Origin of the sequence: Pseudomonas capeferrum, assembly GCF_000731675.1 — a bacterium.
Taxonomy (GTDB): domain Bacteria; phylum Pseudomonadota; class Gammaproteobacteria; order Pseudomonadales; family Pseudomonadaceae; genus Aquipseudomonas; species Aquipseudomonas capeferrum.
Genome location: NZ_JMIT01000001.1, coordinates 1,272,166 through 1,285,395 on the forward strand (window position 1 = coordinate 1,272,166; position 13,230 = coordinate 1,285,395).

The 13,230-nt window shown below is 62.6% G+C and carries 9 protein-coding genes; 3 read left to right on the forward strand and 6 right to left on the reverse strand.

Translation table 11 applies throughout. The annotated features are described in order from the left end of the window. Positions 1-7: 7 nt before the first annotated feature. Positions 8-1,657 (forward strand): MFS transporter, encoded by a 1,650-nt coding sequence (locus tag PC358_RS05605; RefSeq protein ID WP_033698066.1) that lies wholly within the window; start codon positions 8-10, stop codon positions 1,655-1,657. Next, positions 1,654-2,787 (forward strand): HlyD family secretion protein, encoded by a 1,134-nt coding sequence (locus PC358_RS05610; RefSeq protein WP_033698068.1) that lies wholly within the window; start codon positions 1,654-1,656, stop codon positions 2,785-2,787. Before PC358_RS05605 ends, PC358_RS05610 begins: the two co-directional genes overlap by 4 nt. Before the next feature lie 407 nt (positions 2,788-3,194). Here PC358_RS05610 and PC358_RS05615 read toward each other — a convergent pair whose 3' ends face one another. The 5 genes from PC358_RS05615 to fdnG are packed head-to-tail and all read right to left on the reverse strand — an operon-like array spanning position 3,195 to position 9,615. Next, the gene (locus PC358_RS05615; protein WP_033698069.1) at positions 3,195-4,070 is read right to left on the reverse strand and encodes an AEC family transporter; all 876 of its coding nucleotides are present in this window, start codon (positions 4,068-4,070) and stop codon (positions 3,195-3,197) included. Between the two features lie 56 nt (positions 4,071-4,126). After that, positions 4,127-5,038: a formate dehydrogenase accessory protein FdhE gene (gene fdhE, locus PC358_RS05620; RefSeq protein ID WP_033698070.1), complete on the reverse strand. Its 912-nt coding sequence runs from the start codon at positions 5,036-5,038 to the stop codon at positions 4,127-4,129. After that, entirely contained in the window at positions 5,035-5,670 is a 636-nt protein-coding gene (locus PC358_RS05625; RefSeq protein ID WP_033698072.1) for a formate dehydrogenase subunit gamma, read from the reverse strand. The genes fdhE and PC358_RS05625 overlap by 4 nt, the downstream gene beginning before the upstream one ends. Then, complete coding sequence (fdxH, locus tag PC358_RS05630) at positions 5,667-6,551, reverse strand: formate dehydrogenase subunit beta (RefSeq protein WP_033698073.1); 885 nt, start codon at positions 6,549-6,551, stop codon at positions 5,667-5,669. The genes PC358_RS05625 and fdxH overlap by 4 nt, the downstream gene beginning before the upstream one ends. A 13-nt stretch (positions 6,552-6,564) precedes the next feature. Continuing rightward, entirely contained in the window at positions 6,565-9,615 is a 3,051-nt protein-coding gene (fdnG, locus tag PC358_RS05635) for a formate dehydrogenase-N subunit alpha (protein ID WP_077068421.1), read from the reverse strand. A gap of 757 nt (positions 9,616-10,372) precedes the next feature. Here fdnG and PC358_RS05640 point away from each other — a divergent pair. Further along, positions 10,373-11,662: an MFS transporter gene (locus PC358_RS05640; RefSeq protein ID WP_033698075.1), complete on the forward strand. Its 1,290-nt coding sequence runs from the start codon at positions 10,373-10,375 to the stop codon at positions 11,660-11,662. Positions 11,663-11,698: 36 nt separating this feature from the next. Here PC358_RS05640 and PC358_RS27700 read toward each other — a convergent pair. Further along, positions 11,699-13,053 (reverse strand): IS3 family transposase gene (locus PC358_RS27700; RefSeq protein WP_156056779.1). Its coding sequence is split into 2 segments (ribosomal slippage): positions 11,699-12,580 and positions 12,583-13,053, totalling 1,353 coding nucleotides; the frame shifts between segments, so codons are not numbered across the junction. Between the last annotated feature and the right edge of the window lie 177 nt (positions 13,054-13,230).

Below are 13,230 nucleotides of genomic sequence, written 5' to 3' on the forward strand. Positions count from 1 at the left end.
TCTGCCCATGAACAAATACGCCCCACGCCAGTGGCTCCCACACGAAAAACCCAGCCTGCCTGGGTCGCCCTCCACTCCCCTGCACACGCCCGGAAAACGCCTGGCCTATGGGGTAGTGGGGCTGCTGGTGGCGATCACCGGTGGCCTGGGCAGCGCGCTGGTAACGGCCAACCTGGTGTTCCTGCAGGGTGCCCTTGGCGCGACCACCGCCGAAATGGCCTGGCTGCCGGCCGCCTATGTGATGACCAACGTGTCGATGAACCTGCTGCTGGTCAAGTTTCGCCAGCAGTTCGGCTTGCGCGCCTTCACCGAAGTGTTCCTGGTGCTCTATGTACTGGTCACCTTTGCCCACCTGTTCGTCAATGACCTGAACTCGGCAATCGCCGTGCGCGCCGCCCACGGCATGGTCGGCGCTGCGCTCAGTTCGCTGGGCCTGTACTACATGATCCAGGCGTTCCCTGCGCAGTGGCGGCTCAAGGCTATGGTCCTGGGCCTTGGCGCCTCGCAGCTGGCCTTGCCGCTGGCGCGGATCTTCTCCGAAGACTTGTTGCAGATCGCTGAATGGCGCGGGTTGTACCTGTTCGAGTTGGGCCTGGCACTGGCCGCACTGGGTTGCGTGCTGATGCTCAAGTTGCCGCCTGGCGACCGCTTCAAGACCTTCGAGCCGCTCGACTTTCTGACCTTCACCCTGATGGCCAGCGGCACCGCCCTGCTTTGCGCCGCACTGTCGCTGGGGCGCATCGACTGGTGGCTGGAGGCGCCCTGGATCGGTGTGGCGCTGGCGTCGTCGATCGGCCTGATATTCAGCGGCCTGGCCATCGAACACAATCGCCAGAACCCCTTGCTGATGACACGCTGGCTGGGCAGCGGCACGATCATCCGCCTGGCCCTGTGTGTGATCCTGATTCGCATGGTGACCTCGGAGCAGTCCACCGGTGCGGTGGGTTTTCTGCAGGCGCTGAACATGGGCAGCGAGCAGATGCGCACGCTGTACGCGATCATGCTGTTCGGCGCGGTGGCCGGCCTTGCCACCAGCGCCCTGACCATCGACCCCAAGCACCTGGTCATCCCGCTGCTGGTTTCGCTGCTGGCAATGGCCGTCGGAGCCTTCATGGACAGCAGCTCAAGCAACCTCACGCGCCCGGCGCAGATGTACCTTAGCCAGTTCCTGCTGGCCTTCGGCAGCACCTTCTTCCTGGGCCCGTCGATGGCCCTGGGCATCAGCCATGTGCGGGCCAACCCCCGCAACCTGGTGAGTTTTTCGGTGCTGTTCGGCATCTGCAACAACCTCGGCGGCCTTATTGGCGCAGCGCTGCTCGGCACCTTCCAGACCTGGCGGGAAAAATTTCACTCCAGCCACCTGATGGACCGGCTCAGTTACCTTGAGCCGCTGGTCAACGCCCGCGTGCAAAGCGGTGGCGGCGGTTATGCCGGGATCCTCGCCGACCCGGCGCTGCGCAGCGAAGCCGGCCTGCGCGTGCTAGCCAGTGCGGCCACCCGGGAGGCCAACGTGATGGCCTACAACGATGTCTTCATGCTGATCGGCAGCATCGCTATCCTGACCATGGTCTGGATCTGCATCCGCAGCACCTGGCTCTGGTACACGGCCGCCAAGGCCACCTCCTCCGACTCTAGCCGTAGCGCGCCTACCCGATGACCGACGAAACCCGCACGACCACCACCACCGCCCTCGCCGAGACCCCGGAAGGCACGCCGCCCCCCAGCGAACCAACCAGCCCGGTACGCTCGCGCCGGGTGCGCATCCTGTCGACGGTCAGTTTTGCCTGCGTGGCCCTGGCCGGCATCCTGCTGGTGCTCTATGCCTGGCGCCTGCCGCCGTTCGGCAGCGCCATCGAGAGTACCGAAAATGCCCTGGTGCGCGGCCAGGTGACCATCATCGGCCCGCAACTCAGTGGCTACATCGTCGATGTACCGGTGCATGACTTCCAGTTCGTCAAGGCGGGCGACCTGCTGGTGCAACTGGACGACCGCATCTACACGCAACGCCTGGCCCAGGCCATCGCCCAATTGCAACAGCAACAGGCGGCACTGGCCAATAACCTGCAGCAACGCAACAGTGCCGAGGCCACCATCGCCCAGCGTCAGGCTGCCATCGGTGATGCGGCAGCCCAGGCGGCCAAGGCCAAGGCCGACCTCGGCCGTAACCAGGCTCTGGTCAGCGACGGCTCGGTGTCGCGCCGCGAGCTGGACCTGGCCCGGGCCAGCCAGGCGGCTGCCGTCGCCAGCCTGGCCCAGGCCAAGGCTGCACTGGAAATCGCCCGACAGGACCGGGAAACCGTGGTGGTCAACCGGGCTGCGCTGCAAGCTGCGGTGGAAAATGCCAAGGCCGCCGTGGAGCTGGCCCGCATCGACCTCGACAACACCCGTGTGACCGCCCCGCGCGATGGCCAGCTGGGGCAGATTGGCACGCGCCTGGGGGCCTATGTGAACTCAGGTGCGCAATTGATGGCGCTGGTGCCCGACACCCTGTGGGTGATCGCCAACATGAAGGAAACCCAGATGGCCGCAGTGCGTATCGGCCAACCGGTGAGTTTCACCGTGGATGCCTTGAACCACCTGAAGCTGTACGGCCATGTGCAGCAGATTTCGCCGGCCACCGGCTCCGAGTTCGCGCTGCTGCAGGCGGACAACGCTACCGGCAACTTCGTCAAGATTGCCCAGCGGATCCCGGTGCGCATCACCGTGGATGCCGACCAGCCCCAGGCAAAACGGTTACGGCCAGGTATGTCGGTGGTGGTGAGCATCGACACCCGTGACGAGCGGTAGGTACCTGCCGAGGTGCCGTCTTGCCGCTCTAGGCCGTGGGGTTTGCCTGGCTTTGGCTTGGCGGTGGTGCTGATATCGAGCGCCGCCCGCGCGGCGCATCGCGACGCAAGGCCGCTCCTACATTTGTTTCGGGCCAATTATTCCTGAGGCATTGGCGCGCGGCCCCTTGGTGCCCCCCTCAATATATCGCGTCGTACAAACAAGGCGGTCGCGCGCAAATGCCACTGGCCTCACTGGCCCGAAACAAATGTAGGAGCGGCCTTGCGTCGCGATGCGCCGCGCGGGCGGCGCTCGATATACGCACCCCTGAAGAAACCAAGCCAGGCACCTGATGCCCCTCCCTACAATCTCCAGCCCCCCCAAAAACGCGAGCAATACAACTGCCCCCCACAACGTAAACCTACGCGCTACATCCATGCAGCCAGCACAACCGGCAACCAGGCAAACGACAGCACAGTCGAACACATCACCAGGTTCGCCACCTGCTCGGGCGAGCGATTGGCCCGCACCGCCATCAGGTAGTTGAACACCGCCACCGGCATCGCGGACTGCAGCATCAGCACCGCCCGCTCCAGCGGTTCCATACCCAGCCCCGCGCCCACGGCCCAACCCACTGCCGCGCCCAGCACGATACGCAGCCCACCCAACAGGATGCCGCTGCCGACATGCTGCAAGCGGATGCTGGCCAACGATACCCCCAGGGTCAGCAGCATCAGCGGTATGGTCATGCCGCCAAGCAGGTCTGCCGTGTTGGCCAGCCAACGCGGCAGTTCGAAATCGAGAAAGATGATCGGCATCGCCCCCGCCAGGCTGATCACGATGGGGTTGCGGACCAGCGCCTTGAGCGACGCCGCCGTGCCCGAGATGGCCATGCCGATGGTGAACTGCACGATCGACAGGGTCAGGAAAAACGCCACCGCCAGGGCCAACCCATGCTCGCCGAAGGCGTACAGGCTGATCGGCAGGCCCATGTTGCCGGTATTGGGGAACATGAACGCCGGCAACAGCACCCGCCAGTGTTGCCCCGAGACGCGGCACACCAGCAGCCCTGCCAAGGCCATGCCCAGCGTGCACAACAGGCAGGCCACGGCCATGCTGGTGAACGCCGTCGGGTCCAGTTCGGTGCGGCTCAAGGTCGACAGCACCAGCGAGGGCGTGCCGACCGTCATCACGATCCTGGCGATGAACTCGGTGGGGTAGTCCAAGCCTTTGCGAGCCCAGGCGAAACCAATGCCGGCAACGATGAACACGGGTGCCAAAACGGCGAACAACGATGCCAGCATGAGCCTTACCTTCCTGGGTTGGGGAAGGCGTCAGTATGCCGCAGTGTTACCCCGCATCAACCCGGAAACAGAAATGGGTTGATGCTGCTACGGGCAAAGCCTTGCCCTTCAAGCTCGGCATCCAGCCGCAGCGTGGCCAGGTCATCGGCGACAGGTTCCAGCGCAGGGTCGTGCTCGTAATAGAACGCCTTGAGGTAGCTTTCGCAGTCGCCGCAGCTTTCTGCCTTGACCGCACTGTCCTGACGCTCCAGCGACCAATAGTCCAGTTTGCCGGTGTGTTCGCAATTGCTGCACTTGACCCGCACCATGTGCCAGCGGCTCTCGCACAGCCCGCAATGCAAATAGCGCAGCCCGGCACGCTTGCCCGTGAGGATGACGCTGGCCACCGGCGCGCCGGCGCATACCGGGCAGAACTGGCGGTGCTCCCCCACTGCCGCGTGGGCATGGGCAGGCAGTGCCGCCGCAAGTTGCACGAAGTACAGCCCCAGTGCGGCCCACAGGAACAGCGCCTGGCCGCTGTCCACTTCGCCATAGCGGCCCTGCAGCAGGTGCTCGGCGCAGGCTTCGCGCTGTTCGTGGCTCAATGCGGCAAGCGCATCCAGCGCGGCGCGTACCGGGCCGCTGGCCTCAGCGCGCAGGTCTTCGATCAACGCTTCGAGCGCTTGCTGCCAGTAACGCGAACGCGGCAACTGCTGCACCGCTAACGGCGCAGCATCGCCCACCCGCTGGGCAAGGGCCTCAAGCTCGGGCGCAGGCACCGGAAAACGCTCCAGCAGCCGCTGCTGGGCCTGTGCAACGGTGGCGGCGAAGCCCAGGTAATCAGCCTGCTCATGCCCCTCGGCCAGCTGGCGCAAACGCGCTGCGCGCTTGGCAAAGTGCTGACCCAATTGCGGCAGCAACAAGGCGCTGATAGCGCCCACGCCACCGCTGGGTTGCTCGACCGCCGTCAGTTTGATGCTGCTGCTCATTTCTTCTCACTCTTGTTGCTGATCTGCTGGTACCAGCGGTCATGATGCGACTTGGCCCAGGTACGCGAGACGTAGCCTGTGATCATGCCGCGAATCGAGCCCTTGACCCAGAACGCCAGGTAAGCGTGGCCGATGATCAGCAAGATCAGCGAGATGCCGGCCAGGGCATGGGTAAACAGGGCAATGCGGATCAGCGGGATGCTGAAGTAGTCGGCAAACCACGGCCGCCAGATGATCACGCCACTGCCCATCAGCAAGGTGATCAGGCCCATGATCCCCCAGAACAGGATCTTCTGGCCGGCGTTGTACTTGCCAATGCGCAGCGGCTGACTGTGATCGCCCGCCAGCACCTTGTTGACGTTGCGAAACCAGATGGCGTCTTCACGCTCGGGCAGGTTGTACCTGACAAAGCGCACGAACAGGAACATCAGCACCACGTACACCACCACCCCGAAAAACGGGTGGAGGATACGCGCCAACTGTGGCGTGCCGAACACCCCGTTGAGCCAGTTCAGCGACGGGAAGAACCACGACAGCCCCGACATCGCCACCAGGAAGAAACAGATGACCATGAACCAGTGGCTGGCCCGGTCGATGAAGCGCGTGCGCAGAATCAGTCGGTCCTTGTTCATACCTGGGTCTCCTTTTCGTCTTCCTCGACTTCGTTGGGGCCTACACCGATGTAGTGGAACACCGTGCCCGCCAGGGTGGCGAAGAACGCTGCGGCGGCCACCGGCTTCAGCCAGCCTTTCCAGCCCTCGATGGCGCTGCTGATGCGCGGGTCCGGGTTGAGCTTGTGGTACAGCTGCGGCTTGTCGGCGTGTTGCAGCACGTAGAACACATGGGTGCCACCCACGGCCTGCGGGTCGTAGATACCGGCACCGGCAAAGCCGCGGCCTTGCAGTTCGCTCACGCGCTCTTCTGCCTGCACCAGCATGTCGGCCTTGCTGCCGAAGTTGATCGCGCCGGTCGGGCAGGTTTTAACGCAGGCCGGTTCCTGGCCGACCGTGACCCGGTCGACGCACAGCGTGCACTTGTAGGCCTTGTTGTCCTTCTTGCTGATGCGCGGCACATCGAACGGGCAGCCGGCCACGCAGTAGCCACAGCCAATGCAGTGTTCGGACTGGAAGTCGACGATACCGTTGGCGTACTGAATGATCGCACCCGGTTGCGGGCAAGCCTTCAGGCAGCCAGGGTCGGCGCAGTGCATGCAGCCATCCTTGCGGATCAGCCACTCCAGCTTGCCGTTTTCGTCCTGGTGCTCGTCGAAACGCATCAGCGTCCAGGTGTCTGGCGTGAGATCGGCCGGGTTGTCGTACACGCCGACGTTGTGCCCGACCTCGTCACGCAGGTCGTTCCACTCGTTGCACGCTACCTGGCAGGCCTTGCAGCCGATGCAGATGCTGACGTCGATCAGCTTGGCCACCTCGGCCTGGTGGTCGCGGGCACGGGGCGCGGGGGTGAAGGCGTTGGTCGCCGAACGGCGAATGATGTCTTGGGATTGCAGGGACATGTGCGTCGCTCCGTCAGGCCTTTTCCACGTTCACCAGGAACGCTTTGTATTCCGGGGTGTTGGTGTTGGAATCACCCACGCCTGGGGTCAGCGTGTTGGCCAGAAAACCCTTGCGGGTAGCGCCTTCGAAGCCCCAGTGGCAAGGGATGCCGATGGTGTCGACCATCTGCCCGGCAACCTCCAGGCGCTGGACCCGCTTGGTGACCACCGCCTTGGCCTTGATGTAGCCGCGCTTGGTGGTCACCCGCACCAGGTCGCCCTGGACGATGCCCTTCTCCTTGGCCAGCACTTCGCCGATCTCGATAAACTGCTCGGGCTGGATGATCGCGTTGAGCCGCGAGTGTTTGGTCCAGTGGCGGAACAGCTCGGTGATCGAATAGGTGGTGGCCACGTAAGGGAACTCCTCACGGCTACCCATGCGCGCCCGGTCGCTTTCGTACAGCCGTGCGGTCGGGCTCTTGCTGACATTGGGGTGCAGCGGGTTGGACACCAGCGGGCTTTCGATCGGTTCGTAATGCTCAGGGAACGGCCCATCGTTCATGGCGCCGACCGAGAACAGCCGCCCTACCCCTTCGGGCAGCATGATGAACGGGTTGACGTCGCTGCCGGGCGCGGCGGTAACCGGGTAGTCCGGCACATCGCTGCCAGCCCAGCGGCTGCCATCCCAGGCAATGATCTGGCGCTTCGGGTCCCAGGCCTTGCCCTGAGGGTCGGCCGAGGCACGGTTGTAGAGGATGCGGCGATTCTGCGGCCAGGCCCACGCCCAGCCCGGCGTGCAGCCCAGGCCGCTGTCGGCGTTGTCGCGGCGGGCCATCTGGTTGCCGGCTTCGGTCCAGGAACCGGCGAACACCCAGTTGAAGCAGGCGGTACTGCCGTCGTCACGCAATTGGGCGAAGTTGTCCAGCAACTGGCCCTTGCGCAGCACCAGGTTGCCCTTGTCGTCATGCAGGTCGGCCAGGGCGTAGCCGTTGGACTCCTTGGCGACTTCCTCGGGTTCTGGGTCGTAGGGGTTCTTGTAGTCCCAGGCCATGTTCAACACGGGCTCCGGGCACACGCCACCCTCGCGGCGATACAGCTCGCGCAGCTTCATGAACAGATGGCCGAGGATCTTGCCATCGTGCCAGGCTTCACCCGGTGGCGCCGCGCCGGCCCAGTGCCATTGCAGCCAACGGCTGGAGTTGACGATCGAGCCGTTCTCTTCGGCGAAGCAGCTGGAGGGCAGGCGGAAGACCTCGGTCTGGATGGCTGCCGGGTCGACGTCGTTGGACTCGCCATGGTTCTGCCAGAAGCTCGATGTCTCGGTCGCCAGCGGGTCGATGATCACCAGGAACTTGAGCTTGGCCAAGGCCTCGGCAGCCTTGTTCTTGTCCGGGAAGGCCGCGATCGGGTTGAAGCCCTGGGCAATGTAGCCGTTGACCTTGCCTTCGTACATGCGGTTGGAATAGTTGAGCACATCGTAGCTGTCGTCCCACTTGGGCAACCAGTCGAAGCCCCAGTTGTTCTCGCGGGTGGCCTGGTCGCCCCACAGGCTCTTCATCAGGCTGATGAAGAACTTGGGTGTGTGCTGGTAGTAGTTGACCTGCCCCGGCAGCTGGGCGCTGGGGGTGGTTTCCTTGAGGTAGGTTTCAACGCTGGTCTGGTTGTCGGACGGCAGGTTCATGTAACCCGGCAGGCGTTGCGACAACAGCCCCAGGTCGGTATAGCCCTGGATGTTGGAGTGCCCGCGCAGGGCGTTGACGCCGCCACCGGCCATGCCGATATTGCCCAGCAGCAGCTGGATCATGCCCGAACCGCGGATCATCTGGGCGCCCGTGGTGTGGTGGGTCCAGCCGAGGGCATAGAGGAAGGTCGCAGTCTTGTCCGGTGCGCTGGTGCTGGCAAGGATCTCGCAAATCTGCAGGAAATCGTCCTTGGGCGTTCCGCACAACTCGTTGACCCGCTCCGGCGTGTAGCGGCTGACATGCTGCTTGAGCAGGTTGTACACGCACCGCGGGTGGCTGAGCGACATGTCGCGCTTGGCAAAGCCCTGCTCGTCGAGCTCGTAGGCCCAGGAGCTGCGATCGTAGCGCCGGGTGCCTGCGTCGTAACCGCTGAACAGGCCGTCGTCGAAACTGTAGTCGCTGCGCACGATCAGGCTGGCATTGGTGTAGGCACGCACGTACTCATGCTGGATACGGTCGTGGCTGATCAGGTAATTCACCACCCCCATGAGGAAGGTGATGTCGGAGCCGGCGCGGATCGGCGAGTACAGGTCGGCCACCGAGGCGCTGCGGTTGAAGCGCGGGTCGACCACGATCACCTTGGCGCCGTTGCGGATCTTCGCCTCGATCACCCACTTGAAGCCCACCGGGTGCGCTTCGGCGGGGTTGCCGCCCATGATCAGCACCACGTTGGCGTTCTTGATGTCCACCCAGTTGTTGGTCATGGCGCCACGGCCAAAGGTCGGTGCCAGCGCCGATACGGTCGGGGCGTGACACACCCGGGCCTGGCTGTCGGTGCCGAGGATGCCCAGGGCGCGAGTGAAGCGCTGATCGAGCGAGCCGGTTTCGCTGCTGGCCGCCGAGGAACAGAGCATGCCGGTGGACAGCCAACGGTTGACGGTTACGCCCTTGGCGTTCTTTTCGATGAAGTTGGCATCGCGGTCGTCCTTCATCAACCGGGCGATGCGCTCGATGGCATGGTCCCAGCTGATGCGCTGCCACGTGTCCGAGCCTGGCGCGCGGTACTCCGGGTACAACAGGCGCTGTTCGCTGTGGATGTAGTCCACCAGCCCCGCCCCTTTCGGGCACAGCGAGCCCCGGCTGACCGGGTGGTCCGGGTCGCCTTCGATATGGAAGATGCGCGCCTTGGCGTTCTTCGCACCGTCGCCCAGGCTGTACATGAGGATGCCGCAGCCTACCGAGCAGTAGGTGCAGTTGTTGCGTGTCTCTTTGGCGCGCAACAGCTTGTATTGGCGTGACTGGCTGGCATTGGCCACCGCCGGTGCAAAGCCAAGCGACACGCTGGTCGCTGCCGCCGCCCCGGCCGTGCAAAGTTTGAAAAATTGTCGTCTGCCAAGTGCCATGGGCATCTCCTCATCTAAGCCCGGCTCGGTACCGGGCGAACAGGCGTTACTTATCAACGGGTGTTATCGGCAAGTCGTTCTAGTTGGGTGACGGGCACTAATCGGCGGCAATAGGTATTTGCAGTGCGTTGATATAAACGCAACTTGTTGGCAAACACTAAATGGGCCGTGGCATCACTCGTTTATCAAGGCGCCCCTTGCAGGCCGCGGCCGCCATTGTAGTGGCAGGATGCCGCAGGGACCAATTGACCGGCTTGATCGCTTGATAAGTTTTATCGATCAATACACTGCGATGGCAAATAACTGCATAACTGTATTGATCCAGATCAATAAACGGACTCGGCAACTCGATAAACCCATGAATCAATACGACTAAAGTTATTTTCCCTTACAAATTATTATTAGCAGGCTGTATTCTGGGTGCAGCTGCACTCCCCCCTGCGGCGTCTCGTCGCAGGCCAATGCCCCTTGGGCAAATCGATGCAAGCACGTAGAATCGCGCTTCCTTTTCGCCCGTCGCCTTGAACGGTGGCAACCGGCAGCAACGACAGAGTCCGTGCCTGAACACATGAACGCACATGTGAAATAGGCTCAACCCACCCCGCCCGGCCCAGTTCTTCCAAGGCCCAGCGGTTGAGTCTTGCCCAGGTCGCATCCCTCCCAGGCACATCCGTGCAGCCTCTTGGCCCCTTATCGGGCCATGTCGGCGTGCGCGTCCGAAGAGGCGCTCATTCCGCTCATCCACCTTGAGGTACATATGTCTCCGCGTTTGCTGGCCATGGCGCTGGCGCCCCTGCTCGGGCTGTTTATCATTGCCCTGGGCAACGGCTTCATGTCTTCCCTGACCACCCTGCGCCTGGGCGCTGCCGGTGAATCGGCAACCACCATCGGTATCGTGTCGTCGAGTTACTTCATTGGCCTGACCCTTGGCGCGATCTTCAATGACAGGCTGATCCTGCGCATCGGCCATATCCGCGCCTACACCAGCTTCGCCTCGCTGATCGCTGCAACCATCCTGCTGCAAGGGATGTTCTACGACACGACCTGGTGGTCGATCCTGCGTTTGATCAACGGCTGGGCCGCGGTGGGCGTATTCCTGGTGATCGAGAGCTGGCTGCTGCTGGCCGGCGACGCGAAGATCCGGGGCCGCCTGCTGGCGCTGTACATGATTGCCTTCTATGGCGCTGGCGTGATTGCCCAGGCAGGCCTTGGCGAGATCACTCGCCTGGGCGATACCGCACCGTTCATGCTCGCTGGCATGCTTGCGGCGCTGTCGGTGCTGCCGATCGTGATCCTGCCGCGGGTATCGCCGCTGCTGGACCAGGTCGAGCCACTGAAACCGCGGCAACTGCTGGGGGTCGCACCGTCGGGCCTGGTCGGCTGCTTCGGTTCGGGCGTGGCGATTGCCGGCATCTATGCCCTGCTGCCGCTGTACCTGCAGCGCATCGGCCTGGACGTGGGGGAAGTCGGCAACATGATGGCCTGGGTCATCCTCGGTGCCATGCTGCTGCAATACCCGGTTGGCCGCTGGTCTGACCGCAAAGACCGCCAGGACGTGCTGATTGCCCTGGCCGGGCTGTGCGTGGTGCTGTCGTTGATCACGGTGTTCCTGCCGTCTGAATCGTCATTGCTGCCGGCGATGCTGTTCCTGCTGGGTGGCGGGGTGTTCGCCCTGTACCCGGTGGCGGTCAGCCACGCGGCCGACCGTGCACCGTCCGACGCCCTGGTGCCGATGATCCAGGGCTTGCTGCTGATCAACTCGCTGGGCTCGGCGCTGGCGCCATTGGCGATTTCGCCGATGATGACGTCGTTCGGCGAAGCGGGGCTGTTCTGGGCCTTTGCGGTGGTCAACTTGGGGATGGTGAGCTTCTTCCTGTGGCGCCGTGGCAAGCGCCCGGCGGCGGAGCACCCGGCACCGTTCACCGCCTCGACTACCTTCTCGCCCACCGGCGCGGAGCTGCGGGTGACCGAAGACCTGATGCATGCGGCGCAGGAGCATCCGCCGCTGGAACCCGTGGAAAGCACCCGCCCCGACCCCATCCGCTAATCGCTTTTTGGACTGCCCCCAAAAAGTTGGACAGTTCTATGCTGCCGCCTGGGTCCTGTACTCGACAGGGCTCAGGCCATTGAGCCTCAGCTTGATGCGGTCATGGTTGTAGTAGTGGATGTACTCATCCAAGCCCGCTTTCAATTCATCAACATTCTCAAACCGCTTGAGGTAGAAAAATTCTGACTTGAGCGTGCCGAAGAAGCTTTCCATAGCTGCATTATCTAGGCAATTGCCTTTACGAGACATGCTCTGCTTCACTCCACAACTGCGCAGTTTCTGGCGATACTGAGCCTGCTGGTACTGCCACCCCTGATCGGTGTGGAGCACGAGTTTCGGCTTCTCCCCCAGGGTCTTGAGTGCCTTGTCGAGCATGTTCCCAACCAGGCTGTACTGTGGGCGACTGGCCGTCTCGTAGGCGATGATTTCCCCGTTATACAAATCCATCACAGGCGAAAGATAGAGCTTCTGTTGCGCCACCTTGAACTCGGTTACGTCACTCACCCATTTCTGGTTGGGGCGCTGGGCGACGAAATTACGCTCCAGCAGATTCATCGCTATCTTGCCGACAGTACCTCGGTACGACCGATATTTCTTGGGTCGCACCAGTGACTTCAGACCCAGCCCAGTCATCAGTTTCTCAACGACCTTCTTGTTGACTAGCGGCCCCTCTTTTCTGATTGCTAGTGCAACGCGCCGATACCCGTAACGCCCCTTCTCTTTGTGATAGACCTGCCGAATTCTCTCTTTAAGCTCCGCGTATTTATCCGGCTTCTGTTGGCTCTGTACCTGGTAGTAAAAAGTGCTGCGAGCCAGTCCGATCAGCCGCAGCAGGTCAGGCAAAGGGAATCTACGTTTGAGTTTGGAAACGATCAGGACTTTTTCGCCGGTATTCGTTCCTTTTCCTCGCGCAGAGCCTTGAGCTCCTTTAGGACAGCGTTCTCCATGCGCAGATACTCAAGCTCAGCCATCAGCTGGTCTCTGGGCTTTTGCGAATCGTCGGTATCTGTGGGCTTTGCTGGTTTAATCTTCTTCAACACTTTAATCGGCTTTTTCTGGCGGATGACAGGGGCTACAGGGCTACCACTGTAGTACTGCCGCTGCCAGTTGCCTATCTGCGAGGACTGGCCGAGGCCAAAATGCGCAGCGGTTTGGCGAAGAGAGAGACGATGCTCGTGCATGTGGCTCAGCACTTGGCGCTTGAAGTCGTCGTCATAGCGCTGCCCGTGCGAGCGCGGACTAAGGCTGGACTTGCTCTGATAGCTGGAGACCCACCGGCGCAGCAGACTGACGTCGATACCGAAACGCTGGGCTACTTTTCGGAAGCCATCGCTACCATCTAGGTAGGCTGAGATGGCTGTGAGTTTGAACTGCTCTGTGTATTTGCCCATCGGTCCCCCCAAGGGTTGGATTTTTTGTCCAACTTCTTGGGGGCAGTCCATTTTGTAGGAGCGGCCTTGCGTCGCGAACGGGCTGCGCAGCAGCCCCGAGATTTCAGCTTGGCCGCAGAGATTGCCGGGGCTGCTGCGCAACCCGTTCGCGACGCAAGGCCGCTCCTACACAAGGCG